The sequence below is a fragment of the Streptomyces pimonensis genome, from assembly GCF_041380215.1.
In the GTDB taxonomy this organism is placed as follows: Bacteria; Actinomycetota; Actinomycetes; order Streptomycetales; family Streptomycetaceae; genus Streptomyces; species Streptomyces pimonensis.
This window is the reverse complement of record NZ_JAHWZY010000006.1, coordinates 58,214-84,480: the sequence shown is the minus strand read 5'-3', so window position 1 is coordinate 84,480 and position 26,267 is coordinate 58,214. Positions and strand designations below refer to the sequence as shown.

Annotated in this window: 23 protein-coding genes and 2 pseudogenes; 8 read left to right on the top strand and 17 right to left on the bottom strand. The window is 72.5% G+C overall.

The features are described from left to right. Positions 1 to 59: 59 nt before the first annotated feature. Positions 60 to 1,289, bottom strand: a complete 1,230-nt coding sequence (locus tag KYY02_RS08270) for a serine hydrolase domain-containing protein (RefSeq protein ID WP_371236944.1) — start codon at positions 1,287 to 1,289, stop codon at positions 60 to 62. Positions 1,290 to 1,337: 48 nt separating this feature from the next. Here KYY02_RS08270 and KYY02_RS08265 point away from each other — a divergent pair, with 48 nt between their 5' ends. Beyond that, positions 1,338 to 1,784, top strand: coding sequence for a PPOX class F420-dependent oxidoreductase (locus KYY02_RS08265; protein ID WP_371236942.1), 447 nt, complete (start codon positions 1,338 to 1,340; stop codon positions 1,782 to 1,784). 57 nt (positions 1,785 to 1,841) lie between these two features. On the opposite strand, the gene KYY02_RS08260 is transcribed toward KYY02_RS08265, so the two are convergent. The 12 genes and pseudogenes from KYY02_RS08260 to KYY02_RS08205 form a co-directional block, all read right to left on the bottom strand. Next, on the bottom strand, positions 1,842 to 4,232 hold the full coding sequence (locus KYY02_RS08260) for an ATP-binding cassette domain-containing protein (RefSeq protein WP_371236941.1): 2,391 nt from the start codon (positions 4,230 to 4,232) through the stop codon (positions 1,842 to 1,844). A gap of 251 nt (positions 4,233 to 4,483) precedes the next feature. Beyond that, positions 4,484 to 5,068, bottom strand: a complete 585-nt coding sequence (locus KYY02_RS08255) for a histidine phosphatase family protein (protein ID WP_371236939.1) — start codon at positions 5,066 to 5,068, stop codon at positions 4,484 to 4,486. 5 nt (positions 5,069 to 5,073) lie between these two features. After that, positions 5,074 to 5,958 (bottom strand): phosphogluconate dehydrogenase (NAD(+)-dependent, decarboxylating), encoded by an 885-nt coding sequence (gene gnd / locus KYY02_RS08250; protein ID WP_371236938.1) that lies wholly within the window; start codon positions 5,956 to 5,958, stop codon positions 5,074 to 5,076. A 6-nt stretch (positions 5,959 to 5,964) separates the two neighbouring features. Next, a complete protein-coding gene (pgi, locus tag KYY02_RS08245; RefSeq protein ID WP_371236937.1) occupies positions 5,965 to 7,611 on the bottom strand; it encodes a glucose-6-phosphate isomerase in 1,647 nt (548 codons plus the stop codon). Beyond that, positions 7,604 to 8,539: a glucose-6-phosphate dehydrogenase assembly protein OpcA gene (gene opcA / locus KYY02_RS08240; RefSeq protein WP_371236936.1), complete on the bottom strand. Its 936-nt coding sequence runs from the start codon at positions 8,537 to 8,539 to the stop codon at positions 7,604 to 7,606. Before opcA ends, pgi begins: the two co-directional genes overlap by 8 nt. Further along, on the bottom strand, positions 8,536 to 10,140 hold the full coding sequence (gene zwf, locus KYY02_RS08235) for a glucose-6-phosphate dehydrogenase (protein ID WP_371236934.1): 1,605 nt from the start codon (positions 10,138 to 10,140) through the stop codon (positions 8,536 to 8,538). Before zwf ends, opcA begins: the two co-directional genes overlap by 4 nt. After that, the gene (locus KYY02_RS08230; RefSeq protein ID WP_371236933.1) at positions 10,137 to 10,388 is read right to left on the bottom strand and encodes a hypothetical protein; all 252 of its coding nucleotides are present in this window, start codon (positions 10,386 to 10,388) and stop codon (positions 10,137 to 10,139) included. The genes zwf and KYY02_RS08230 overlap by 4 nt, the downstream gene beginning before the upstream one ends. Positions 10,389 to 10,837: 449 nt before the next feature. Beyond that, positions 10,838 to 11,065 (bottom strand): annotated as a pseudogene (locus tag KYY02_RS08225) (carbohydrate-binding protein); the annotation flags it as partial. A 131-nt stretch (positions 11,066 to 11,196) separates the two neighbouring features. Beyond that, the gene (locus KYY02_RS08220) at positions 11,197 to 11,331 is read right to left on the bottom strand and encodes a hypothetical protein (protein ID WP_371236931.1); all 135 of its coding nucleotides are present in this window, start codon (positions 11,329 to 11,331) and stop codon (positions 11,197 to 11,199) included. A gap of 408 nt (positions 11,332 to 11,739) precedes the next feature. After that, positions 11,740 to 13,848, bottom strand: coding sequence for an MMPL family transporter (locus KYY02_RS08215; RefSeq protein ID WP_371236929.1), 2,109 nt, complete (start codon positions 13,846 to 13,848; stop codon positions 11,740 to 11,742). A gap of 130 nt (positions 13,849 to 13,978) precedes the next feature. Next, positions 13,979 to 14,650, bottom strand: coding sequence for a response regulator transcription factor (locus KYY02_RS08210; RefSeq protein WP_371236927.1), 672 nt, complete (start codon positions 14,648 to 14,650; stop codon positions 13,979 to 13,981). Beyond that, entirely contained in the window at positions 14,647 to 15,843 is a 1,197-nt protein-coding gene (locus KYY02_RS08205; protein ID WP_371236925.1) for a sensor histidine kinase, read from the bottom strand. Before KYY02_RS08205 ends, KYY02_RS08210 begins: the two co-directional genes overlap by 4 nt. 230 nt (positions 15,844 to 16,073) lie before the next feature. Here KYY02_RS08205 and KYY02_RS08200 point away from each other — a divergent pair, with 230 nt between their 5' ends. Continuing rightward, positions 16,074 to 17,411, top strand: coding sequence for a 6-phospho-beta-glucosidase (locus KYY02_RS08200; protein WP_371236924.1), 1,338 nt, complete (start codon positions 16,074 to 16,076; stop codon positions 17,409 to 17,411). Between the two features lie 176 nt (positions 17,412 to 17,587). Here the strand turns inward: KYY02_RS08200 and KYY02_RS08195 are convergent, their stop codons facing one another. After that, entirely contained in the window at positions 17,588 to 18,709 is a 1,122-nt protein-coding gene (locus KYY02_RS08195; RefSeq protein WP_371236923.1) for an ATP-grasp domain-containing protein, read from the bottom strand. A 235-nt stretch (positions 18,710 to 18,944) separates the two neighbouring features. Between KYY02_RS08195 and KYY02_RS08190 the strand changes: the two genes are divergently transcribed. Then, complete coding sequence (locus tag KYY02_RS08190) at positions 18,945 to 19,799, top strand: metallophosphoesterase family protein (protein ID WP_371236921.1); 855 nt, start codon at positions 18,945 to 18,947, stop codon at positions 19,797 to 19,799. Further along, positions 19,796 to 20,473, top strand: coding sequence for a 4'-phosphopantetheinyl transferase family protein (locus KYY02_RS08185; RefSeq protein WP_371236920.1), 678 nt, complete (start codon positions 19,796 to 19,798; stop codon positions 20,471 to 20,473). Before KYY02_RS08190 ends, KYY02_RS08185 begins: the two co-directional genes overlap by 4 nt. 39 nt (positions 20,474 to 20,512) lie before the next feature. On the opposite strand, the gene KYY02_RS08180 is transcribed toward KYY02_RS08185, so the two are convergent. From KYY02_RS08180 to KYY02_RS08170, 3 genes are all read right to left on the bottom strand, one after another. Continuing rightward, positions 20,513 to 20,749 (bottom strand): hypothetical protein, encoded by a 237-nt coding sequence (locus KYY02_RS08180; RefSeq protein ID WP_371236918.1) that lies wholly within the window; start codon positions 20,747 to 20,749, stop codon positions 20,513 to 20,515. Between the two features lie 126 nt (positions 20,750 to 20,875). Next, on the bottom strand, positions 20,876 to 21,418 hold the full coding sequence (locus tag KYY02_RS08175; protein ID WP_371237114.1) for a toxin-antitoxin system, toxin component: 543 nt from the start codon (positions 21,416 to 21,418) through the stop codon (positions 20,876 to 20,878). A gap of 31 nt (positions 21,419 to 21,449) precedes the next feature. After that, a complete protein-coding gene (locus KYY02_RS08170; protein ID WP_371236917.1) occupies positions 21,450 to 22,103 on the bottom strand; it encodes a helix-turn-helix domain-containing protein in 654 nt (217 codons plus the stop codon). Positions 22,104 to 22,326: 223 nt separating this feature from the next. Here KYY02_RS08170 and KYY02_RS08165 point away from each other — a divergent pair, with 223 nt between their 5' ends. The 4 genes and pseudogenes from KYY02_RS08165 to ramS all read left to right on the top strand — a co-directional run bounded on the left by KYY02_RS08165 (position 22,327) and on the right by ramS (position 26,165). Then, entirely contained in the window at positions 22,327 to 22,986 is a 660-nt protein-coding gene (locus tag KYY02_RS08165) for an MmyB family transcriptional regulator (RefSeq protein WP_371236915.1), read from the top strand. A 15-nt stretch (positions 22,987 to 23,001) separates the two neighbouring features. Next, positions 23,002 to 23,140 (top strand): annotated as a pseudogene (locus KYY02_RS08160) (FAD-dependent oxidoreductase); the annotation flags it as partial. A gap of 246 nt (positions 23,141 to 23,386) precedes the next feature. After that, positions 23,387 to 26,092 (top strand): class III lanthionine synthetase LanKC, encoded by a 2,706-nt coding sequence (lanKC, locus tag KYY02_RS08155; RefSeq protein WP_371237112.1) that lies wholly within the window; start codon positions 23,387 to 23,389, stop codon positions 26,090 to 26,092. Further along, positions 26,037 to 26,165 carry a mycelium formation morphogenetic lantipeptide SapB gene (ramS, locus tag KYY02_RS08150; RefSeq protein WP_149551904.1) on the top strand — a complete coding sequence of 43 codons (129 nt, stop codon included), beginning with the start codon at positions 26,037 to 26,039 and terminating at the stop codon, positions 26,163 to 26,165. The genes lanKC and ramS overlap by 56 nt, the downstream gene beginning before the upstream one ends. Positions 26,166 to 26,267: the final 102 nt, after the last annotated feature.

Sequence of the window (26,267 nt, the reverse complement as noted above, 5' to 3'; positions counted from 1 at the left end):
GCGGCGCACCCGCCCGTCCGCTCCCCGCCCGCGCGGCGGCTCACCTGTCCTGACGTCCGTCACCCCGTCACCGCCTCGTGCACGAGCCGCTTGAGGTCCCGGAAGACGGTGCGGGACGACCTGGGCCGCACCTGCGTGTGGAACTGCACGGTCAGGTCGCGGCCCGGGTCGACCCAGAACGTGGTCGTGGCCACCCCGCTCCAGCCGTAGCTGCCGGCAGCGGACGGGGCCTGGGTGCGCGACGGGTCGACGACGACGGAGACGCCGAGGCCGAAGCCGACGCCGTCGTTTCCGGGCACGTCGTGTGCGGGGCGGCTGCCGAGGGCGCGCAGGTCGGCGCCGCCGGGGAGGTGGTTGCGGGTCATCAGGTCCACGGTCGCCGGGGAGAGCAGGCGCGCGCCGTCGAGTTCGCCGCGCCGGCGCAGCAGCTCCATGAAGCGGTGGTAGTCGTGGGCGGAGGCCACCATGCCGCCGCTGCCGGACAGGAACCGGGGCCGGCCCCGCAGCGGGAGTCCCTCGATCGGCTCGATGCCGCCGCCGTCGGACTCCCCGTACAGCTCAGCGAGCCGCTCCGCCTGCTCGTCGGTGACCTCGAACCCGGCGTCCGTCATACCGAGCGGGCGGAAGACCCGCTCGGCGAGGAACACGTCGAGCGGCCGGCCCGACACGACCTCGACGATCCGCCCCAGCACGTTCGAGGCGACCGAGTAGTTCCACTGCGTGCCCGGATCGAACTGCAGCGGCAGACGTGCGTACACCTCCGTCGTCCCCGCGAGGTCCGCGCCGGGCGCCACCGACGACTCCAGCCCGGCCGCGCGGTACAACGCGTCGACGGGGTGGGAGTGGTAGAAGGCGAACGTCAGACCGGCGGTGTGCGTCATCAGGTGCCGTACGAGGAGGGGGCCGGCGGGAGGGCGGGTCCGCACCCCGTCGCCCGACCCGCTCTCGTACACGCGCGGCCGCGCGAACGCCGGCAGGTGGCGGCCGACCGGGTCGTCCAGCGAGAGGCGACCCTCCTCCATCAGCATCAGCGCGGCGACGGCCGTCACCGGCTTGGTCATGGAGTAGATCCGCCACAGCGTGTCGCTCTCCACGGGCAGCCCCGCCGCCACGTCCCGCGCCCCGTACGCCGTCAGGTGTGCGACACGCCCGTCCCGGGCGACGGCCACCAGGAACCCGGGCAGCCTCCCCTCGTCGACCAGACGGGCGAAGTGCCGGTCCAGGCGCTCCAGCGCCCCCGCGTCCAGCCCGGCCTCGGCGGGACCGGCCTCCTGCCGCAGCACTGCCATCGCTCTCCTCGGGGGAACACCGGCCCGGTGCGGGCCGTTGGACGAGTCATGACCCAGGACGCCGAACAGAACGCACTGCTCGCCCTGCTCTCCGAGCTGCACGGCGGAGTGCTCGTCACCCTGAAACGTGACGGACGGCCCCAGCTGTCGAACGTCATGCACGCTTACTACCCCGGTGAGCGGGTCATCCGCGTCTCGCTCACCGACGACCGGGCCAAGACCCGCAACCTGCGGCGCGACCCCCGCGCCTCCTACCACGTGACCAGCGACGACCGGTGGGCCTACACGGTCGCCGAGGGCACCGCCGACCTGTCGCCCGTCGCCGGGAACCCGTACGACGGGACGGTCGAGGAACTGATCCGGCTGTACCGCGACGTCAACGGCGAGCACGCCGACTGGGACGACTACCGCGCCGCGATGGTCCGCGACCGGCGCCTGGTGCTGCGGCTGCGGGTGGAACGGGCGTACGGCATCCCGCGCGGCACCGGGGCGTAGGGCATCCCGCGCGGAGCCGGGGCGCAGGGGGACGCCCCGGCGCGTACGGCGAGTGCCTCAGGCACCGACGTACCGGGCGAGGTGCTCACCCGTGAGGGTGGAGCGGGCGGCCACCAGGTCGGCGGGGGTGCCTTCGAAGACGACCCGGCCGCCGTCGTGACCGGCGCCGGGGCCGAGGTCGACGATCCAGTCGGCGTGCGCCATGACCGCCTGGTGGTGCTCGATGACGATGACCGACTTCCCGGAGTCCACGAGCCGGTCGAGCAGGCCGAGCAGTTGCTCCACGTCGGCGAGGTGCAGACCGGTGGTCGGCTCGTCGAGGACGTACACCCCGCCCTTGCCGGCCATGTGGACGGCCAGCTTCAGCCGCTGCCGCTCGCCGCCGGACAGCGTGGTGAGCGGCTGGCCGAGGGTGAGGTAGCCGAGCCCGACGTCCGCCATGCGCTCCACGATCCGGTGCGCGGCCGCAAGCCGGGACTCGCCCTCGCGGAAGAACTCCTCGGCCTCGGTCACCGACATCGCGAGCACCTCGCTGATGTCCCGGCCGCCGAAGCGGTACTCCAGCACCGACGCGTCGAACCGCTTGCCCCCGCAGTCCTCGCAGGTCGTGGTGACACTCTGCATGATGGCCAGGTCGGTGTAGATGACGCCGGCGCCGTTGCAGGTGGGGCAGGCGCCCTCGGAGTTGGCGCTGAACAGGGTCGGCTTGACCCCGTTGGCCTTGGCGAACGCCTTGCGGATCGGGTCGAGCAGTCCCGTGTACGTCGCCGGGTTGCTGCGGCGCGAGCCGCGGATCGGGGTCTGGTCCACCGAGACCACGTCCTCGGCCGGGAGGCAGCCGTGGACGAGGGAGCTCTTGCCGGATCCGGCGACGCCCGTGACGACGCAGAGCACGCCGAGCGGTATGTCGACGTCGACGTCCTGGAGGTTGTTGGCGTTCGCGCCGCGGATCTCCAGCGCGCCGGTGGCCTCGCGGACCGTCTTCTTCGGTTCGGCCCGGTCGTCGAGGTGGCGGCCGGTGACGGTGTCGCTCGCCCGCAGGGCGTCGACGGTGCCCTCGAAACAGACGGTGCCGCCCGCAGTGCCGGCGCCGGGGCCGAGGTCCACGACGTGGTCGGCGATGGCGATCGTCTCCGGCTTGTGCTCCACCACCAGCACCGTGTTGCCCTTGTCCCGCAGCCGCAGCAGCAGGTTGTTCATCCGCTGGATGTCGTGCGGGTGCAGGCCGATCGAGGGCTCGTCGAAGACGTAGGTGACGTCGGTGAGCGAGGAGCCGAGGTGGCGGATCATCTTGGTGCGCTGCGCCTCACCACCGGAGAGCGTGCCCGAGGCCCGGTCGAGCGAGAGGTAGCCGAGGCCGATCTCCACGAACGAGTCGAGGGTGTGCTGGAGCTTGGTCAGCAGCGGCGTCACCGACGGCTCCTCGAGCCCGCGGACCCATTCGGCCAGCTCGCGGATCTCCATGGCGCAGACGTCGGCGATGTTCAGCCCGCCGATCCGTGAGGAGCGGGCCAGTTCGCTGAGCCGGGTGCCGTCGCACTCGGGACACTCGGCGAAGGTGACCGCCCGGTCCACGAAGGCCCGGATGTGCGGCTGCATCGACTCGCGGTCCTTGGACAGGAACGACTTCTGGATCTTCGGGATCAGTCCCTCGTAGGTGAGGTTGACCCCGTTGATCTTCACCTTGGTCGGCTCGCGGTAGAGGAAGTCGTGCCGCTCCTTCTTGGTGTACTCGCGGATCGGCTTGTCCTTGTCGAAGAAGCCCGACTCGGCGATGACCCGCACGACCCAGCCGTCCCCGGTGTACGTGGGGATGGTGAAGGGGTCCTCGGAGAGCGACCTGGAGTCGTCGAAGAGCTGCGTGAGGTCGATGTCGGAGACGGTGCCCCGACCCTCGCAGTGCGTGCACATGCCGCCGGTGCGACTGAAGCTGACCTTCTCGGTCCGGGTCCTGTCGGTCCCGCGGTCGACGGTGAAGCCGCCGCTCGCCGAGACCGAGGCGACGTTGAAGGAGTACGCGGCGGGCGGGCCGATGTGCGGCGTGCCGAGCCGGCTGAAGAGGATGCGCAGCATCGCGTTGGCGTCGGTGGCGGTGCCGACGGTGGAGCGGGGGTCGGAGCCCATCCGCTGCTGGTCGACGGTGATGGCGGTGGTCAGTCCGTCGAGCACGTCGACCTCGGGGCGGGCCAGGGTCGGCATGAAGCCCTGCAGGAAGGCGCTGTACGTCTCGTTGATCAGCCGCTGCGACTCGGCGGCGATCGTGTCGAACACCAGGGAGCTCTTGCCCGAGCCGGAGACACCGGTGAACACCGTCAGCCGGCGCTTGGGGATCTCGATGCTGACGTCCTTGAGGTTGTTCTCACGCGCCCCGTGCACGCGGATCAGATCGTGGCTGTCGGCGGCGTGCGCCCCGGCCGACTGCTGCTCTGCCCTCGTGGCCATGCTCATTGTTCCCCTTCGTCGGACGGGGACCGCGTGCGCGGTCCCCGTCGGTGTCCCCATCGCGGCAGGGCCAGGCTAGACGGCCCGTGTCCCTCTGCGCTTCTCGATTCCTGACCGGCCGGGGAACGCCGTCGGCGGGATCGGACCGTCATCCTCTCCGCCCGCTTCGCGCTCCCCTCGACGGCACGTCGGCCGAGCCGTCCGGCGAGGGCGGCGACGGGGCCCGCCGGCGGCCGGCACATCGCCGGACCGCCAGGTCACGGCCGGGTGTTCCACTCCGCGACGACCGGGCTGCCGTGCTCCAGCGACAGCCGGCTCAGGGTGCCCGTCTCCAGGCGGAACAGCCGGCCGCAGGCCGGCGGCAGGCCCAGCCGACGGGCCGTCAGGACGCGGAGCAGATGGCCGTGCGCCACCAGCATCACGTCCCCCTCCTCGAGCGCCCCGGCCACCCGGGACAGCACCCGGTCCGCGCGCTCGCCGACCTGTTCCGGGGACTCGCCGGGGAACTCCCGGCCGGGCGGCACCCCGTCGGTCCACAGGTCCCAGCCGGGCCGGGTGCGGTGGATGTCCGCGGTGGTGATCCCCTCGTAGCCGCCGTAGTCCCACTCCCGCAGGTCCGGCTCCTCCACGGCCCCGGTCAGCCCCGCCAGCCCGGCGGTGCGCCGGGCGCGGACCAGCGGGCTGGTGAGGACCAGTCCGAAGGCCCGCCCCGCCAGGAGCGGAGCCAGGGACTCGGCCTGGGCCTCACCGGCCGGGGTCAGCGGGAGGTCGGTCCGGCCGGTGTGCCGGCCCGCTCTGCTCCACTCCGTCTCGCCGTGCCGCGCCAGCAGCAGATCTCCCACCGGCGTTACCCCTTCTCCGCCGTCTCGACGGCGTGCCCGCCGAACTGCTTGCGCAGCGCAGCGATCATCTTCATCTGCGGGGAGTCCTCCTGGCGGGAGGCGAACCGAGCGAACAGCGAGGCGGTGATCGCCGGCAGCGGCACGGCGTTGTCGATGGCGGCCTCCACGGTCCAGCGGCCCTCGCCCGAGTCCTCGGCGTACCCGCGCAGCCGCTCCAGGTGCTGGTCCTCGTCGAGGGCGTTCACCGCGAGGTCGAGCAGCCAGGAGCGGATGACGGTGCCCTCCTGCCAGGAGCGGAACACCTCACGGACGTTGTCCACCGAGTCGACCTTCTCGAGGAGCTCCCAGCCCTCGGCGTAGGCCTGCATCATGGCGTACTCGATGCCGTTGTGGACCATCTTCGAGAAGTGCCCGGCGCCGACCTTGCCCGCGTGGACGTAGCCGTACGGCCCGTCCGGCTTGAGCGCGTCGAAGACCGGCCTCAGCCGCTCCACGTGCTCCTCGTCGCCGCCGACCATCAGGGCGTACCCGTTCTTCAGACCCCACACCCCGCCCGAGACGCCCACGTCGACGAAGCCGATGCCCCGGGCGCCCAGCTCCTTGGCGTGCTTCTCGTCGTCCGTCCAGCGGGAGTTGCCGCCGTCGACGACGACGTCGCCGGGCTTGAGCAGACTGCACAGCTGGTCGATGACGTGCTGGGTGACGGTGCCGGCCGGCACCATCACCCACACCGCGCGCGGCCTCTCGAGCCGGTCGACCAGGTCGGACAGGTGGCCGACGTCGGAGAGTTCGGGATTGGTGTCGTACCCGATGACGGTGTGGCCGGCGTTGCGGATGCGCTCGCGCATGTTGCCGCCCATCTTGCCGAGCCCAACAAGACCGATCTGCATGTCAGCTCACTTCCTGCGTTCGCGGTAGGCGGCCACCAGCGCGGCCGTGGACGGGTCGAGGCCGGGGACGTCGGCGTCTGTGGTGAGGGCGGGCTCGACCTGTTTGGCGAGGGCCTTGCCGAGTTCGACGCCCCACTGGTCGAAGGAGTCGATGTTCCAGACGGCGCCCTGTACGAACACCTTGTGCTCGTACAGCGCGATCAGCTGGCCGAGCACCGAGGGGGTCAGTTCGGCTGCCAGGATCGTGGTGGTGGGACGGTTGCCCCGGAAGGTGCGGTGCGGCACCTGCTCCTCGGGCACGCCCTCCGCCCGCACCTCCTCCGCGGTCTTGCCGAACGCGAGGGCCTGGCCCTGTGCGAACAGGTTGGCCATCAACAAGTCGTGCTGTGCCTTGAGTTCGTCGCTCAGTTCGGCGACCGGGCGGGCGAAGCCGATCAGATCGGCCGGAATGAGCTTCGTCCCCTGGTGGATCAACTGGTAGTACGCGTGCTGCCCGTTGGTGCCCGGCGTGCCCCACACCACCGGCCCGGTCTGCCAGGTGACGGGGCGGCCCTGACGGTCCACCGACTTGCCGTTGGACTCCATGTCGAGCTGCTGGAGGTAGGCGGTGAACTTCGACAGGTAGTGCGAGTACGGCAGCACGGCGTGCGACTGGGCGTCGAGGAAGTTGTTGTACCAGACTCCCAGCAGGCCCATCAGCAGCGGAGCGTTGGCCTCCGCGGGAGCGTTGACGAAGTGTTCGTCGACGATCCGGAAGCCGTCGAGCATCTCCCGGAAGCGGTCCGGGCCGATGGCGATCATCAGGGACAGGCCGATCGCGGAGTCGTAGGAGTAGCGGCCGCCGACCCAGTCCCAGAACTCGAACATGTTGGCCGTGTCGATGCCGAAGTCCGAGACCTTCTCGGCGTTGGTCGACAGGGCGACGAAGTGCCGGGCGACCGCCTTCTCGTCGCCCCCCAGTCCGGCGAGCAGCCAGGAGCGGGCCGAGGTGGCGTTGGTGATGGTCTCGATCGTGGTGAAGGTCTTGGACGCGACGATGAACAGCGTCTCCGCCGGGTCCAGGTCGCGCACCGCCTCGTGCAGGTCGGCGCCGTCCACGTTCGACACGAAGCGGAAGGCCAGCGAGCGGTCGGTGTAGGCGCGCAGCGCCTCGTACGCCATCGCCGGGCCGAGGTCGGAGCCGCCGATGCCGATGTTGACGACGTTGCGGATGCGCTTGCCGGTGTGGCCGGTCCACTCGCCGGAGCGGATCCGGCCGGCGAAGTCGGCCATCCTGTCGAGGACGGCGTGCACGGCCGGGACGACGTTCTCCCCGTCGGCCTCGATCACCGCGTCCCGAGGGGCCCTCAGCGCGGTGTGCAGCACGGCCCGGTCCTCGGTGGTGTTGATCCGCTCCCCTCGGAACATGGCGTCGCGCAGGCCGAACACATCGGTGGCCTCGGCCAGCCGGAGCAGCAGGGCGAGCGTCTCGTCGTTGACGAGGTGCTTGGAGTAGTCGATGCGCAGGTCCCCCACGCGCACGACGTACCGCTGCGCGCGGGACGGGTCGGCGGCGAACAGCTCGCGCAGGTCCGGCTGCGGCAGCGCGTCCGCGCGGTGGTTCTCCAGGGCGGTCCACTCGGGGCGCCGGGCCGGCTCGGGGACGTCAGACATGGGCGGGAATCTCCTCGGTGGCCTCGCCGCGCAGGGCGACGGCGTACATTTCGTCCGCGTCGAGGCGCCTGAGCTCCTCGGCGATGAGTTCGGAGGTGGTACGGACCTTCAGCGCCAGCCGGCGCGCGGGCTGCCCCGGCAGGGTCAGCGTGGCCAGCGGGCCCTCGGGACGGTCGATGACGACCTCGCCGTCCGCGGTGCCCAGCCGGACCGCCGTGACGACGGGCCCCTCGGTCGCCACCCGGTCGACGGTGACCCGCAGCCGTGCCTCCAGCCAGCGCGCCAGCAGCTCGGCGGCCGGGTTGTCGGCCTCGGCCTCCACGGTCGCCGAGGTCACCGGCGCCCGCGCCTGGTCCAGCGCCGCCGCGAGCATGGAGCGCCACAGCGTCAGTCTGGTCCAGGCGAGGTCGGTGTCGCCGGGTGCGTAGGTGCGCCTGTGGGCCTCGAGCACCTCCATGGGGTTCCTGACCGTGTACAGGTCGGTGATCCTGCGCTGGCCCAGTGCGCCCAGCGGGTCCTTCGCCGGGTTCTCGGGCGCGTCCGTCGGCCACCACACCACCACCGGCGCGTCCGGCAGCAGCAGCGGCAGCACCACCGAGTCGGCGTGCTCGGACACCTCGCCGTACGTCCGCAGCACCACCGTCTCCCCGGTGCCCGCCTCGGAGCCGACCCGTACCTCGGCGTCCAGCCGGGAACGGGTGCGCTCGCGCGGGTTGCGGGTGTGCCGCTTGATCACGACCAGGGTGCGCGAGGGGTGTTCGTGCGAGGCCTCCTCGGCCGCCCTGATCGAGTCGTAGGCGTTCTCCTCGTCCGTGACGATCACCATCGTCAGGACCATGCCCACGGCCGGTGTGCCGATGGCGCGGCGGCCCTGCACCAGCGCCTTGTTGACCTTGCTTGCCGTGGTGTCGGTCAGGTCGATCTTCATGGCCTGCGCCAGCTCCGTCCGTCTCGTGCGAGCATCTCGTCGGCTTCCGCGGGTCCCCAGTTGCCCGAGGTGTACCGCGCCGGCCGGCCGTGCGCCGCCCAGTACTCCTCGATCGGGTCGAGGATCCTCCAGGACTCTTCCACCTCCTGGTGGCGCGGGAACAGGTTGGCGTCCCCCAGCAGGACGTCCAGGATGAGCCGCTCGTACGCCTCCGGGCTGGACTCGGTGAACGACTCGCCGTACGCGAAGTCCATGGTCACGTCCCTCAGCTCCATCGAGGTCCCCGGCACCTTGGAGCCGAACCGGACCGTCATGCCCTCGTCCGGCTGGACCCGGATGACGACCGCGTTCTGCCCCAGCTCCTCGGTGGCGGTGGAGTCGAAGGGGGAGTGCGGCGCCCGCTGGAAGACCACCGCGATCTCGGTGACCCGGCGGCCCAGCCGCTTGCCGGTGCGCAGGTAGAAGGGGACGCCCGCCCAGCGCCGGTTGTCCACCCCGAGCTTGATCGCGGCGTAGGTGTCGGTCCTCGAGGAGGGGTCGATGCCCTCCTCCTCCAGATAGCCGCGCACCTTCGCGCCGCCCTGCCAGGCCCCCTGGTACTGTCCGCGCACCGTGTGCCGGCCCAGCTCGTCCGGGAGCCGCACGGCCCGGAACACCTTCAGCTTCTCGGTCAGCAGCGAGGCCGCGTCGAAGGAGGCCGGTTCCTCCATCGCGGTGAGCGCCATCAGCTGCAGCAGGTGGTTCTGGATGACGTCACGGGCGGCGCCGATGCCGTCGTAGTAGCCCGCCCGGCCGCCGATGCCGATGTCCTCCGCCATGGTGATCTGCACGTGGTCCACGAAGGACCGGTTCCAGACCGGTTCGAACATCTGGTTGGCGAAACGCAGCGCCAGGATGTTCTGGACGGTCTCCTTGCCGAGGTAGTGGTCGATCCGGAAGACCTGCTCCGGCTCGAACACCTCGTGCACGAGGGCGTTGAGCTCCTGGGCCGACCTCAGGTCGTGCCCGAACGGCTTCTCGATCACCGCGCGCCGCCAGGAGTCCTCGGGGGCGTCGGCCAGCCCGTGCTTCTTGAGCTGCTGGACGACCTTCGGGAAGAACCGCGGCGGTACGGAGAGGTAGAAGGCGTAGTTGCCGCTGGTGCCCCGGGAGGCGTCCAGTTCGTCGACGGCCTTGCGCAGCTGTTCGAATGCGTGGTCGTCGTCGAAGTCGCCCGGGACGAACCGCATGCCCTCGGAGAGCTGCTGCCAGACCTCCTCGCGGAACGGGGTCCGCGCGTGCTCCTTGACGGCGTCGTGCACCACCTGGGCGAAATCCTGGTTCTCCCAGTCCCGGCGGGCGAACCCCACCAGCGAGAAGCCCGGTGGCAGCAGGCCCCGGTTGGCCAGGTCGTACACGGCCGGCATCAGCTTCTTGCGGGACAGGTCGCCGGTGACCCCGAAGATGACCAGCCCGGAGGGGCCCGCCACCCGGGGCAGGCGCCGGTCCCGGGGGTCGCGCAGCGGGTTGACCCAGTCGGCCGGGGGCGCGGGGAGGGCGGTGAGGGCCTCCTCCCGTTCCTCCGGGGCGTCCGTCGTCGGTTCGGTCGTCTCGTCGGTCATTCCGCGTCAGCTCCCTTGCTGTCGAGCGACTTCGTCACCGCGTCGGGCAGCTCGCGCCGGTCGTCCTCGCGCGTCGCGGCGCCCTCGTTCGCCGGCTGCCGCACCACCTCGTCGTACGGTGACACCATGGGGGCGGAGCCGGGTGCGGCCGGCGCCTCCACACCCAGGGTGTCCCTGCCCGCCGGGTCCTTCACCTCGGCGGACGTCCGGCGCTCACCGGAGAAGTCCCTCACGGTCGCTCCACTCACAGTGCTCGTCTTCTCCCTCGCGGTCACGGCAACCGTGTGCGGCGGCCGGTGAATCCCCGGCGGCCGCGTCGCCGGGGCGGTGCCGCCCGAGGCGGGTGGCCCGCCGCACCACTTCAAAAAGTCATCGGTTCAAGCAACATCGATGCTTCATGCATTCATGTTTAAAAGTATGACCTTTCTGGTGGTGGGTCCACTTCCGGTCGGTGGGGCGTCCTCGGTGCCGACGGCCCGCCCCTCCTCCGCGGCCCCGGGTACCGCGGAACCGTCATGGCCATGCAGCTTCCGGCCGGGGCATGCGGAAGAGGGTTCCACGCGTGTGTGAAGCCCTCCCACCCGGCCGGAAGGGCCGGTGCGGGGGCGGGACCAGTGGCTGAGGGGGAACCGGCTGGCGTTCGCGAGGTCCGACGGCTGACCGCTGGTGAAGGTCGGGTGGACGGCGTGGGTGCTCGTCACGTCGCCGGTGTCCGCCGGGGCTGCCGGCCGCCCGTGTCGACCACGGCGAACCCGCCGACGGGCGCGTCGCTCCGGCTGTCCGGACGCACCTCGACCAATCCGCTCAGGCCGGAGGCGGCGCCGCTCGCCACCCGCGCGGAGAACTGCCGGGCCGGGTTCGAGCCGAAGGCGACGCCCTTGAACCGCCGCCGGTCACCATCGGCCGGTGCGCCCACGTTCTGGCCGCCGCCGGAGCCCGAAGTGTTCTCCGTCGTCGTGCCGCTCCGGCCGTCGTAGCACTCGGTCTGGACGGCGCCGTAGGCGTCGCGGTTGCCGGCGGGAAGCGGCGCCGCCGGAGGTCAACACCTGCACGCAGTCACGGACATCGAGTGTCCGGGCCGCCGCCGAAGGCGTCGGGGAAGCCGTCGCCCGTCGCCGCGTCCGGGAGGATGACGTGGCCGTGGTTCGTCGCGTGCGCCCAGGCCGTCGCGTCGACCTGGTTCCCCCGCACGGTGTGAAGGCGGCGCCGTCGAGGGAGAAGCGGACCTCCTCCGTACCCGTCGGGCGGTCCCGCTCCCTTCGGTACGTGTGGAAGCCGCCCGGCAGGCCGTGCCCTGGCAGGTGGCCGAGCCGTCGATGCCGCTGGTCCCGTTGCACGGACCGCCCGGTGAGGCGCCGTAGTGCATCATGGCGAACACGGTGTTGTTGCCCTGCGCGTTACTGACAAGGCTCCTGCGGTTGTGGGGAGTCCATGTCCCGAAGCGGTGCGGACGGGCGCAGGGGGCGCCGGACGGGTGGTGTGGCGGCGCGGATACGCCGTGGTTCCCCGCGCCCGTCACGGGCGCGGGGAACCACACGGACAAGGGTCCGGTGCGGAGCCCCCAGCGACGGGAGGGGGCGGCGTGGCGAGGGGGGGTGCTCACACCCCCGTGGGCACGCGCGGCCGGGCCGTCTCCGCCGGCTCCTCGTGGAGGCCGAAGCGGTCATGGGCCTTGCGCAGGGGCGCCGGGGCCCACCAGGCGCGGCGGCCGAGGAGGGACATGGTGGCCGGGACCAGGAGCATGCGCACGACGGTCGCGTCGATGAGGACGGCCAGGGTGAGACCGAGTCCGATCTGCAGGATGGGTGAGAAGCCGCCCGTCATGAAGGCGGCGAAGACGACCGCCAGGAGCAGCGCCGCGCAGGTGACCACCCTGCCCGAGCTGCGCAGCCCGTCCACCACGGCCTGTGCGTCGTCGCTGGTGCGCTGCCGGGCCTCCCGCATCCGGGCCAGGATGAACAGCTCGTAGTCCATGGCGAGTCCGAACGCGATCGCGATGATCAGCGGTGGCGCGGTGAGACTCAGCGCGCCCAGCCCCTCGGCGCCCAGCAGCCCCGCCAGATGACCGTCCTGGAAGACCCACACCACCGCCCCGAGCGCGGCGCCCAGGCTGAGCAGCGTCGTCGTGACGGTGCGCAGCGGCAGCAGCACGGAACCGGTGAACGCGAACAGCAGCACGAAGATGCCGACGAGGACGGTCAGGGCCGCCCACGGCGCCCGTTCGGCGAGCATCTCGCGGAAGTCGACCAGCCGGGCCGCGGGCCCGGTGACCTCGACCGGTTCGCCGCCGCGCGCCTCACGCACCCGGTCGACCAGCTCGGTCGCCTCCTCGCCGTCGGCCTCGCCGGGCGGCCGGATCTCCAGCACCGTGGCGCCACCGGGCAGTTCACGGACCGTGGTGGCCGGGGACAGCGCGCGGAGCCCGTCGGCGGTCGCGCCGTCGGCGCCGGGCCGCACGACCACGGTGATCGGCGTGACCCCGGTCCCCGGCGGGAAGTGGTCGCCCACGGTGTCGTGCAACCGCCGGGCCTCGGTGTCCGAGGGAAGTTGCCGCGCGTCCCCGAGGGCGATCCGCATCCCGGTCACCGGCAGTGCCAGCACCAGCAGCACCGGAACGGCCACGGCCAGGACGGCGATCCGGCGCCGGTCGGCGAAGCGGGCGATCCGTGCGAAGACCCGGCCCTCCTCGCCCTCCGGCCGGTTCTTCGCCGGGGTGATCCGCCCGCCGAACCGGGCCAGCAGCGCGGGCAGCAGCGTGAGCGCGGCCAGCATGTCGATGACGACCACCGCGGCGACCGCGAGGCCCATGCTGCGCAGGAACACGCTCGGGAAGACCAGTAGCCCGGTCAGGCTGACGGCCACCGTGAGTCCGGAGAACAGCACCGTCCGTCCGGCCGCCGCGACCGTGCGGTGCACCGCCTCCACGACGTCCTCCGTGTGCCGGCGCTCCTCCCGGAACCGCACCAGCATCAGCAGGGCGTAGTCCACGGCGAGCCCGAGCCCCAGCATCGTCGTCACCTGGATCGCGTACACGGAGATGTCCGTGACCTCGCTGAAGAGGAACAGCGCAAGGAATGCCCCCGCGATGCCGCCGACCGCGACGACCAGCGGCAGCAGCGCCGAACGCAGCCCGCCGAACACCACGAGCAGCAGCGCCAGTACCACCGGCAGGGAGATCAACTCCGCGTTCTTCACGTCCTCCTGGGCGCGCTCACCGAGCTGCTGTCCCAGCAGCGGGCCTCCGCTCACATGGACGTCGGGGGCGTCGATCTCCCGGATCCGCTCGGCCGCCGCGTCGAGCGCGTGCTCCTCGGCGTCGTCGTCCAGGCCGCCCTCGAGCGTGACCGGGATGATCAGCGCCCGCCCGTCCTTTGAGGTCAGCCCGCGCGTGGTGTACGGGTCGGGCACGGCGGCGACCCCGGTGACCCTCCGGACGTCGGCCACGGCCCGCCCGACCTCGGCGCGCAGCTTCGCGTCCGAGACGGCCGTGCCGGCCACCACGCCGGTGACCGACTCGCCCACCGGGCCGACCCGGTCCAGGTACTGGGCCGCCGACTCCGACTCGCTTCCGGGCACTTCGGGCACGTTGTCGGAGAGCCGCGCGAACACGCCCGTCCCCAGCCCGAAGCCCAGCAGCAGAAAGAGCCCCCATAGGAGCATCACGGTCAAGGGGCGGCGGGTGGCCGCCCGGGCGAGTGCGGAAAGCACGGTCCCTCCCGGCGAGTGTCGGTTCGTCGTCGCCTCCCAGACTCGTGCCACGGGGTGGTGCGACGGATCGCCGGAAGGAGCGGTTCGCGGCCCTCGCCCGTACGGGGGAGAAGGCCCGGGCGCTCACCCCTCAGGGGGAACCCGGAACGACCAGCCCCGTCTCGTACGCGCAGATCACCGCCTGTACCCGGTCCCTGAGACCGAGCTTGCCCAGCATGTTGCTCACATGGGTCTTGACGGTGTGTTCACTGACGAACAGGGCCGTCGCGATCTCCGCGTTGGACAGGCCCCGGGCCAGCAGCCGCAGCGTCTCCGCCTCGCGGGCGGTGAGCGCGTCCAGCCGCTGCGGGGTGGCGGTCTCGGTGGTGGCCCGTTCCCGGCGGCGCCGCACGATGTCCGCGACCAGCCGCCGGGTCACCGCCGGGGCGAGCAGCGAGTCGCCGGCCGCGACCACCCGCACCGCGTGCACGAGGTCGTCCCGGCGGACGTCCTTCAGCAGGAAGCCGCTGGCGCCCGCGTACAGCGCCTCGTACACGTACTCGTCCAGGTCGAACGTGGTCAGCATGACGACCTTGCAGCCCGACTGCGCGCACACCTGCCGGGCCGCCTCCAGGCCGTCCATCACCGGCATGCGGATGTCCAGCAGCAGTACGTCCGGGGCGTGTCGGCGCACCGCCGCGACGGCCTGCTCGCCGTCGTCGGCCTCGACGACCACCTCGATGTCGTCCTGGGCGTCGAGAATCATGCCGAAGCCGGCCCGGACCAGTTCCTGGTCGTCGGCGACGACCACCCGGATGCTCACCCGAGGGCTCCCTCCCGGTCGGTGGCCACCGGCAGGCGCACGACGACCCGGAAGCCGCCGTCCGGGCCGCTGCCGGTCTCGGCGCTGCCCCCGCAGGCGGCGGCCCGCTCCCTGATGCCGATCAGCCCGTGTCCGCCGGCCGACGCGGACGGTCCCCGTCCGTCGTCCGTCATCGTGAGGGTCACCCGGTCCTCCGTCCAGTCCAGCTCCACCACGGCACGGGAGGCACGGGCGTGCTTCACGGTGTTGGTGAGAGCTTCCTGGACCACACGATAGGCGGCGACCTCGGTGTCCGAGGACAGCGGGCGGGGCACGCCCGTGGTGCGCAGCTCGGTACGCAGCCCCGTGGACTCCCGCACCTGGCGGACCAGCAGGGGCAGCGCCGCCACGCCCGGCTGCGGCATGCGGCCGCCGGCCTCGCCGTCCGGCCGCTCCTCCTTCAGTACGCCCAGGATGCGCCGTAGTTGGGCCATCGCGTCCCGGCCGGTCTCCGCGATGGTGTCGAACGTGGCCTCCGCGCGTTCCGGATCCTTGCGCACCACCACGGGCCCGGCTTCCGCCTGCACCACCATCAGGCTCACCGCGTGCGCCAGGATGTCGTGCATGTCCCGGGCGATGCGGGCGCGTTCCTCGGCGCGGGCCCACGCGGTGTCCGCGGCCCGCTCCCGCTCCAGCCGACGGGCCCGTCCCTCCAGCTCGGTGGTGTAGGCGCGTTGTACGCGGGCGAGCATTCCGAGGGCGTAGGCGCAGACGAGGCCCATCAGGTGGAAGGCGTACTCGAAGGGTTCCTTGTCCGTCTGGTGCTGCATGGTCACGACGACCCCGACGATCCAGCCCGTGAGCATCATCCTCCGCTGCCAGGGCTTGCCGAGGGCGGCCAAGGTGTACAGGACGACCATTCCGCCGTACATCACGTCCGGCGGGGGAGCGTGGTACAGCGCCTGTACCGGGGTGGCGACCGACACGGCGCCCGCCGCCGCGCACGGCGCCCGCCGCCGCCAGACCAGCGGTACGGCGGTGGCGGCGCCCAGCAGCCAGCCCTGCCAGGACAGGGGGTCCTCGCCCTCGTCGGGAAACATCCACTGCAGGGAGACGGCGAACAGCACGAGCGCGGCGAGCGCCGTGTCGAGGGCGTACGGATTCGCCGCACGCCAGCGGACGACGACCGGCGCGAAGGCGGACCGGAGGGACATGGGAGGCTCCTCGGGGCGGGGGGCCGTTCCAGTATCGCGAGGTCCCGGGGCCCGGCCCTCACCGGTGAGAGGGATTTCGCTGCGGCCGGACAGCGGACAGCGGACGGTGGGGCGCGGAGCGGCTGGCCGTGGCCGGCCGCCCTCCAGCGGGTCGGGGCGGTGGAGCGTGCCCGGTGCGGCCGCGCCGCGAGTAGGGTCGTCCCGGTTCGTCGTGGTGGGAAGGTGCGGATGTGAAGCTGACGATTCTGGGCGGTGGGGGATTCCGCGTGCCGCTGGTGTACGGGGCGCTGCTCGGGGACCACGCCGAGGGCCGGGTGACCCGTGTCGTCCTGCACGACGTGGACGCCGGACGGCTGCACGCGATCGCCCGGGTGCTGGCCGAACAGGCCGCCGGTGTGTCCGACGCGCCCGAGGTGACCGTCACCACCGACCTCGACGAGGCGCTGCACGGCGCCGCGTTCGTCTTCTCCGCGATCCGTGTGGGCGGTCTCGAAGGAAGGGCGCACGACGAACGGGTCGCCCTCGCCGAGGGCGTGCTCGGCCAGGAGACGGTCGGTGCGGGCGGCATCGCCTATGGTCTGCGCACCGTGCCCGTCGCCGTCGACATCGCCCGGCGGGTGGCCCGCCTCGCCCCCGATGCCTGGGTCATCAACTTCACCAACCCCGCCGGACTGGTCACCGAGGCCATGTCCCGTCACCTCGGCGACCGCGTCATCGGCATCTGCGACTCACCGGTCGGCCTCGGCCGCCGCATCGCCCGGGTGCTCGGCGCGCGGCCGGGGGAGGCGTGGGTCGACTACGTCGGCCTCAACCACCTCGGCTGGGTCCGCGGTCTGCGGGTCGCCGGCCGCGACGAACTCCCGCGCCTGCTCGCCGATCCCGTCCTGCTCGGCTCCTTCGAGGAGGGCAGGCTCTTCGGTGCCGACTGGCTGCGCTCCCTGGGCGCGATCCCCAACGAGTACCTGCACTACTACTACTTCAACCGTGAGGCCGTGCACGCCTACCAGCAGGCGGACCGGACCCGGGGCGCATTCCTCCACGACCAGCAGGCACGGTTCTACGCCGGGGTGGCCGAGCCCGGTGTTCCCGCCCTGGAGCTGTGGAACCGCACCCGCGCCGAACGCGAGGCCACCTACATGGCCGAGAACCGGGAGGCGGCGGGTGCGGGCGAACGGGAGGAGGAGGACCTGTCCGGCGGGTACGAGGGCGTGGCACTCGCCCTGATGCGGGCGATCGCCCGCGACGAACGCGCCACCCTGATCCTCAACGTCCGCAACCGCGGCACCCTGCCACCCCTGGACGGGGACGCCGTCATCGAGGTCCCCTGCCTGGTGGACGCCAGTGGCGCGCACCCCGTCTCCGTCGACCCGCTGCCCGACCACGCCACCGGTCTGGTCTGCGCCGTGAAGGCCGTCGAGCGCGAGGTGCTCGCCGCCGCCCGGTCGGGTTCCCGTGCGACGGCCGTCAAGGCGTTCGCGCTGCATCCGCTCGTCGACTCCGTGGACGTGGCCCGCCGTCTCGTCGACGGCTACACCGCAGTCCACCCCGGCCTCGCCTACCTCGGATAGCGGGCGGGCACGGTTTCGGGCCGGTCGGTCGCCCCCCGTGACAGCGACCGACCGGCCCGAGCCCCCCGTTCCCCCGTGCTCCCCCCCCCGGCGGCTCCCCCAAGTCGCCTTCACCATCAAGAGCACACGACCCGGCCCCTGATACACCCCCGGCGGAAATTTCTTCCGGGGAATTCCTACGCGGGGGCTCCGGCCACCGTCCGAGGCTCCACGGACGGCGCCGGAGCCGGTACGGCCCCCAGCGTGTCCGCGTCGGTCCGCTGCTGCGGCAGGGGCACCGGCAGCAGCGGACGCGGACCCGACACCACCGTGTAGTCCTGACCCAGGAACGGGGGCGTCATCTCGCCCGGATCCTCGCCGAGCGCCAGCCGCACGGCGGCCCACGGGGCGTTCACCCCGCACAGCGCCAGCTGGTGCAGCCCGCCCGCCGGCCGGGTGTTGACGTCCATGAGCACGGGCCGTCCGCCCAGCATCCGGAACTGGATGTTGGACAGATGGTGCAGTCCGAAGCCCTCCGCGATCCGCCGGGCCGGCTCCAGCCACTGCTCGTGCAGCGTGAAGCCCCTGCGCCGGCCGTTCTTGGTGCGCCCCACCGCCAGCCGGACCCGGTTGTCGGTGCCGGTGAGGCAGTCCACCGACACCTCGGGCTGTTCCAGCCGGGGCATCACCAGCCAGTCCACCGGCTCGTCGGCCTCCCGCAGGGCGTCCAGCACCGGGCCGAGCGGCACGTACGGGCTCGGAAAGCCGCTCACCTGGGCGAGCGAGAAGGGCGCGCGGGTGATCACGCGGAAGCCCACCCCGCCCGCGCCGGAGGCGGGCTTGAAACAGGCCCGATACCCGTGCGCCTCCAACTCGTCGACCGCAGCCACGAGTTCCTCCGCAGTGCGAACCCGCCACCACGGCGGCACGGGCACCCCGATCGCCTGGACCGCCTCATAGGCGGTCACCTTGTCGTGGAACACGGCCACCGCCTCGGGCGGCGGCGCCAGCAGTGCCGTACCGACCGCCTCGAACTCGGCGCGGCGCGCGACGATCGCCGCCTGGTGCAGCCGGGGCACGAACACGTCGATGCCGCGCCGCTCGCACTGGGCGAGCGCGTACTCGACGTACGCCGCCGGGGACAGCCCCTCGGGTTCAGGTTCGGAGGTGTCGGCGGCGGCCGGCACGGGGGAGTCGGGGTCGCCGTGGGTGGCGTGGATCTCGACGGCCCGGTCGTCGGGATTCCTCCGCAGCTGATCCATGAAGAACACGTTCTCCGCGTACGTGCGGTTGAGCCAGACGCGTACGCGAGAGACCATGCGGGCCGCCTTTCGGGGGTCGCGGGCAGGGCTCGGCGGCCCGTTGCCCGGGCAGGAGTGCGGAGGGTCACCGAACCGCCCTGTGGAAGGATGTCTCACGGCGGTGGTGTCGGGGCAGATCATACGGCTTCGCAGGTTGTTCCCGTACCGCACGCGGACGGCGGGGCACGGCTTGTTCCGGCGGCGCCGATGTGATCTCGTGGTGTCGGATGCGACGGCTGAAGGAGTGGCGGGGATGTCGGGGACAGGCGGCGGACAGCTGTGGGCCATCAGCGACCTGCACATCGGCTACGCCGAGAACCGTGCCCTGGTCGACGGCATGCGGCCCGAGTCGGACGGGGACTGGCTGCTCGTGGCCGGTGACGTCGCGGAGACCGTGGAGGACGTCCACTGGACCCTCAAGACCCTGGCCGGCCGGTTCGCCAAGGTCGTCTGGGCGCCCGGCAACCACGAACTGTGGACCCATCCGAGCGACCCGGTCACCCTGCGCGGCACCGCCCGCTACGACCACCTGGTCGAACAGTGCCGCGACCTCGGGGTGGTCACACCCGAGGACCCGTACCCCGTCTGGGACGGCCCCGGCGGCCCGGTCGTCGTCGCCCCGCTGTTCCTGCTGTACGACTACTCGTTCCTGCCGCCCGGGTGCACCACCAAGGACGAGGGGCTGGAGTACGCGCACGGCACCGGGGTCGTCTGCACCGACGAGCAGCTGCTGCACCCCGACCCGTACCCGAGCCGGGAGGCCTGGTGCCGGGCCCGGGTAGCCGAGACCGAACGCCGGCTGGCCGAGGTGCCGGACGGACTGCCGCTGGTCCTGGTCAACCACTGGCCACTGCACCGTCATCCGACGGACGTCCTGTGGTACCCCGAGTTCGCCATGTGGTGCGGCACGATGCTCACCGACGACTGGCACCGTCGGTTCCCCGTCCACACCGTGGTCTACGGCCATCTGCACATCCCCCGGACCACCCGGCAGGACGGCGTCCGCTTCGAGGAGGTGTCGGTGGGCTATCCGCGCGAGTGGCGCAAACGGGAACAGCCGCCGGGGCGGCTGCGCCGGATCGTGCCGCGGGAGGACGAGGGGCGATGATCGAGGAGCTGCTGCCGCAGACGGTGGTCGCCGTCGAGGCCTACGGGGACGAGGGCGTCGACGCCCCGCTGTACCCCGAGGAGGAGGCGCTGCTGGAGCGCGCCGTCCCCAAACGCCGCCGGGAGTTCACCGCCGTGCGCTCCTGCGCCCGCCGCGCCATGGACAAGCTGGGCGTGCCGGCGCGGCCGGTGCTGCCCGGTGAGCGGGGCGCCCCCGTCTGGCCGGACGGGGTGGTCGGCAGCATGACCCACTGCCAGGGCTACTGCGCCGCCGCCCTGGTGCGCGCCGTCGACCTGGCGTCCCTCGGCATCGACGCGGAGCCTCACGCTCCGCTGCCCGAGGGCGTCCTGTCCTCCGTGGCGCTGCCGCAGGAGGCGGCGCGGGTCGGCGCGCTGGCGCGGGAACTGCCCGCCGTGCACTGGGACCGGCTGCTGTTCAGCGCCAAGGAGTCCGTCTACAAGGCGTGGTTCCCGCTCACCGGGAAGTGGCTGGACTTCATGGAGGCCGACCTCGACCTCTTCGCCGACCCCGGAGAGCACGCCCGCGGCGGCTTCCGTGCCACCCTCCTCGTCCCCGGCCCGCGCGTGGGTGCCCGGGAGGTCGGTCACTTCACCGGCCGCTGGGCCACCGGGGGAGGCCTGGTCGTGACCGCGGTCGCCGTCCCGCACGTCTGAGCGGGACGGCGACCGCCGCCACGGGCGGGACACGGCCGGCTACGGCTCGGGGTGCCAGTCGCGCAGCATCCGGAAGAACACCTCCTCGTTCCCGGACAGGCCCGCCCGGGCCAGGGCGGTCTCCGCCTCGGCGAGCACGGAGGGCGGCACCACCGGGGGCCCGGGAGGCCCGGGCGGGCCCGGCCGGGTGTCCAGGGCGGCGCGCACCGTGTGCAGCAGCCGCAGGTAGGCCTGGACGGCGGTGCGCTCGCGGTCGGTGAGTAGTGCGGTGGACATCGCTCGGTTCTCCCCCTGTCGCGGTCGGTGACGGTTCGCCTCCAGCTTGCCGCCCCCCACTGACAATCGGATGCCGCCCCGGTCCGGTTCGCCCGCCCGGCGGGCTCACGCGCCGGGGCGTGCCGCTCAGCCCTGCGGCCCCAGGTACCCCAGTGACGCCTCGATCCGTCCCGCCAGCCGATCCCGCCGCACCGGCCCGCGCAGCGACGAACCGGCCAGCCGAGTCCGGCACTTGCTGGCCAGCAGCAGGCCGAAGGCCTCGGCCTCCTTCTCCTCGGCGAGGTCGGACCGGGTGCGTGCGGCGGCCTTCAGGACGGTCGCCCGCAGGGCGTCCTCGTCGAGGGTGCGGCCCGGAAGGCGCGTCGCCACCTCGGCTCCCCGGACGTGGTGGCGACCGCGGTGGCCGGCCTGCATGTGCCACAGCTCGTGACCCAGGATCACCAGTTGGTGGTCCGGGGCCGTGCGCTCCTCGATCACGACGAGGTCCTGGTCCGCCATGTCGAGCCACAACCCGCTCGCCGTGCCGGGCGGGAAGACCGCTGTGCGGAACAGCACGGGACGGCCGCGGCGCCTGCTCATCGCCTCGCACAGAGCCGCGTACAGATCGGTGGACCGCGCCGGGACGGGAAGCGTCAGCTCCGCCAGCAACTCGCCGCACAGGCGGCGCATCTCCCTGCCGATGCCCACTGTCCTCCCCGGGTCAGGCCTTGGGTCGCTGAACACTCTCCAGGAGCATGTCCAGCCACTCCGCGACTTTGTCGCGGTGCTGGTCGGTGGGTAGCTGGGCGGCCCGCCAGGCGATCCCGCGCACCCCGTGGTCCTGCAGCAGCCGCTCCAGCGGGTCGTCGGCCGGCGCGGCCGCCCGCTCCCGGTCCGCGAGTTTCTGCAGCAGTTCCTGCTCGGTGTGCTGGAGCGCGCCCGTGAGCGCCTCGGGGTCCTCGGCGGTGAGGAAACCGGCGTGCACCCGGAAGAACCGCTGGATGGCGTCGCAGTGCTCCATGGTCGGACGTCGGTCGCCGTTGATCAGCGCGCCGGCCTGCTGCCGGGACATGCCCGCGCCGTCGGCGATCTCCTGCTGCGTGTACCTGCGGCCGTTCGGCTTCAACCGGGTGCGGCGCAGCAGGTCCAGCCGCTGCACGAACCGCGCCTGCACATCGGGCTCGCCCGCCGACCGGCCGCTCAGCAGCGCCTTGACCACGGACTCCGGGACACCGGAGGCGGCGGACAGCCGACCGACGTCGAAGACCTCGGCGTGCGCCACGCCGAGCCGGTCGGCGAGTGCGGTGACGCGGGCGACGACGGCCGGCAGCGCGGTCGTCGGCACGGCGTCCGGACCCTCGAAGCCACCCGTCACCGGAAGATCTCCTACGTCTCTCACAGGCTTCTCACAGACGATTGCCGTGAACTTCACGGAGATTAGCCGTTGCCTCGAGCCCACATCCAGGTCTCGCCACAACTGTGGCCAATTTCAGCCGTCAACCGGCATGGAATGCCACGATAGTTGACACGCCTCATGTACGGGCAGCAGGATCGGGACGCCGCGTCAGGGCCACACAGGCAAGAGGGGTGACCTCCCGATGGCACATCAGGCAGGAGGGCAGCGGCCTGCACCGCGGCCCGTCCCCGGGACTCCCGAGGTCCAGGCCTATCTCCAGGACTACGCCGCACTCCTGGAGGCGGTCCCCTTCCCCTCTCTGGTGGTCGACCACCGCTGGGACGTGATGCTCGCCAACGCCGCTTTCCGGGCGCTTTTCCAGGACGTCGAGCCGCACCCCACGGCCCTGCCCTCCGACAACTTCCTCCGGTTCGTCCTCTTCCACCCGGACGCGGCCACGGTGCTCGGCGACCACGAGTCGAGCTGGTGCCTGCCGATGCTGGCCCACTTCGCCGAGACCGTCGAACGGTACGGCCACGACCACGGGTTGCAGGCCATCCGCCGCGACATCGCCCAGGACCCCCTCATGGAGGCCGCCTACCGGCACGGACTGCCGCACTGGTTGCGGGCCGTCGGCGAGCGGGCCGCCGAACCCGACGGCGCCGTACGGCCGCTGATCCACCCCGATCCGCGCTGGGGCGCCACGGACTGCCGGATCGTCGCGGAGACGACCCCGGCCCTCCGGGACATGGACTGCACCCGGCTGACGCTGGTCCTTCGCGAGGCGCGCCGAGCACCGTCCGGGGGCCGCGGGCCCCGCCGCGCCGCCTCCCATCTGCGAGTGGTCCACTCCGCCGACTGAGACGGCCCTTCGCCGACCGGGGCACGGCCGCTCAGCGGCCGCGAGGCGACCCGGGTCCTGCGCACCGCCGACGGCGCGGTGCGCGGGGTGCGCACGGACCGCGGCGTCCTCCGCGCCCCCGCCGTCGTCGACGCGGCCGGCACCCGGGGCGGCGACGTACCACTGGTTCCCGGCGAAGGCGGTGGTGTGCGGCATCGTGCGGCTCCCGTCGTCCTCGACGTCGTGTCGCCACCGTCATGACGACGCCGCCTCCACCCCGGCAACGGGACGTCCGCCGTACGGAACCCCGTGAAGTTACCCGTGCGTTCCGCACACCGGAGTGATGACAGAGGTGACTGTGCGGGACGGCGCGTCGCGTGACACCGTCGTCCCCGTCATCAACCGGTGGGAGGGAGACGGCGTGAACAAGGGCTATGCCGTGTACTGCGACGCGGACCCGTGCTTCTACGACGCTCCGCACCGCACCGTCTCCCCGGCCGGCGCCGGCAACTCCCGTTACGCCGCGGCCTCGTGGCCCGTCCCGTCGGGATGGCAGCGCAACGAGAGCGGGGACTGGCTCGCCCTGCGTCCGGCCGACGCCGAACTGCCCGACCAGGGGTGGAAGATCCACGTCTCCGCCTGTCTCGACAACGCCGAGTCCGTGCTCGGTCGTGTGTGGCGGCACTGTGTCGCCGGCGGCACGGCCTTCAAGTTCGTCCCCAGCCGCTACCTGCTGCACCAGCGCAACGCCAAGTACGCGGACCGGGCGGGCAGCGGCAAGTTCATCACCGTGTACCCGGCGGACGAGGCGCGGTTCGAACGGCTCGCGGCCGAGCTGTCGGAGCTGCTGGCGGGCGAGCCAGGACCGTACATCCTGAGCGACCTGCGGCTCGGCGAAGGACCCGTGCACGTCCGGTACGGCGGTTTCACCCGGCGTAACTGCTACGACGCGCACGGGGAGTTGCAGCCGGCCGTGACCGGTCCCGACGGCGTGCTGGTGCCCGACCTGCGCGGCCCCGTCTTCCGCATACCGGACTGGGTGGATCCGCCCGCGTTCCTGCGCCCGCACCTGAAGGCCAGGGACGCGCTGACCGTGGGCGGCCTGCCCTACACCGTCGAGTCGGCGCTGCACTTCTCCAACGGCGGCGGTGTCTACCTCGCCCGTGACTCCCGCACCGGGGACCGGGTGGTCCTCAAGGAAGCCCGTCCGCACGCCGGTCTGGCGGCCGACGGCGCGGACGCCGTGACCCGGCTGCACCGCGAACGCCGGGCGCTGGAGCTGCTGTCCGGCCTCGACTGCACACCCGAGGTGCTCGACCACCTGACGGTCGGGGAGCACCACTTCCTGGTGCTGGAGCACATCGACGGCAAGCCGCTCAACACGTTCTTCGCCCGCCGGCACCCGCTCATCGAGGCCGACCCCGGTGAGGAACGGCTGGCCGAGTACACCGCCTGGGCCCTCGACGTCCACGCACGGGTGGAACGCGCCGTCGAGTCCGTCCACGCCCGGGGCGTGGTCTTCAACGACCTGCACCTGTTCAACATCATGATCCGCGAGGACGACAGCGTCGCCCTGCTGGACTTCGAGGCGGCCCACCGGGTCGACGAAGCCGGTCGGCAGACCGTCGCCAACCCGGGGTTCGTGGCGCCGCCCGACCGGAGGGGCGTCGCGGTGGACCGGTATGCGCTGGCCTGTCTGAGGCTCGCGCTGTTCCTCCCGCTCACCAGTCTGCTGGCGCTGGACCGGCGCAAGGCGGCCCACCTCGCCGAGGTGGCGGCCGAACAGTTCCCGGTGGGCCGGGCCTTCCTGGACGCGGCGGTCGAGGAGATCACGGGCGGGGCCACCGGCGCCCCGGCGGCACGACGGGCGGGCGGGCCGGTGGCTCCGGTCCGGCCGGACGACTGGCCCCGCAGCCGGGACTCGATGGCCGCGGCCATCCGCGCGTCGGCGACACCCTCCCGTACCGACCGCCTCTTCCCCGGCGACATCGCGCAGTTCGCCACAGCCGGCGGCGGACTGGCCTTCGGCCACGGCGCGGCGGGAGTGCTGTACGCCCTGGCCGAGAGCGGGGCGGGGCGGGACGAGGACGGGGAGCAGTGGCTGCTGGAGCGGACCAAACAACCGCCGTCGGGCATGCCGCCCGGTTTCCACGACGGGCTCGCCGGCCTCGCCTGGACGCTGGAGTACCTCGGCCACCACGACCGCGCCCTCGACCTCGCGGAGCTGCTCCTCGACCAGTCCTTCGACCGTCTGGCCCCGGACCTGCACAGCGGCACCGCCGGAGTGGGCCTGGCCCTGGACTCGCTGGCCGCGGCCACCGGGGAGACCGCCCTGCACACGGCGGCCCGGCGCTGTGCCGAGCTGACCGCCCGGGGCGGGCCGGCGGCCGGGGACGGGAGCACCGGCCGGGGCCGCGCGGGGCTGCTGCACGGCGCGGCGGGACGTGCCCTGCTCTTCCTGCGGCTGTACGAACGCGACCGGGACCCCGCCCTGCTCGACCTCGCGCGGGACGCGCTGCGCCAGGACCTCTCCCGCTGCGTCCGCGGCGCAGGAGGCGCACTCCAGGTCGACGAGGGCTGGCGGACCATGCCCTACCTGGGCGCGGGCAGCGTGGGCATCGGCATGGTGCTCGACGACTACCTGGCGCACCGGGAGGACGAGGAGTTCGCGCGGGCGAGAGGTGAGATCGTGGCAGCGGCGCAGGCCATGTTCTACGCCCAGCCGGGCCTGTACCGGGGCGTGGCCGGGATGGTGCTGTACCTCGGCCGCACGACGGCCGAAGTGCCCGGCACCGGTCCGCGGGCCGTCCGGCGTCAGCTGGACGCGCTCTCCTGGCACGCCATGTCCTACCGCGACCGGCTCGCCTTCCCCGGTGAGCAGATGATGCGCCTGTCCATGGACCTCTCCACGGGAACGGCGGGATGCCTGCTGGCCGTCGCCTCCGTCCACGGCACCCGGTCCGCCGGGCTGCCGTTCCTCCCGCCGCCGCGTACACCGGGGCGGCCCCATGACTCGGCCCCTTCCGGGGTCGTGATGCAAGAGAACCCGCTGTCCTACGAAGGGAAATGTCATGAACCTGTTCGACCTGCAGTCGATGGAGACCCCGAAGGAAGAGGCCATGGGTGACGTCGAGAGCGGCAGCCGCGCGAGCCTGCTGCTCTGCGGCGACAGCAGCCTGAGCGTCACCACCTGCAACTGACACCGGTGCTGACCGCCGGGGCGACGTGGTGAGTCACGTCCCCCGGCTCCGGCGCCCCGGGTTCCGGCCCGGGGCGCCGGAGCACGTTCCGGCGGACGGACG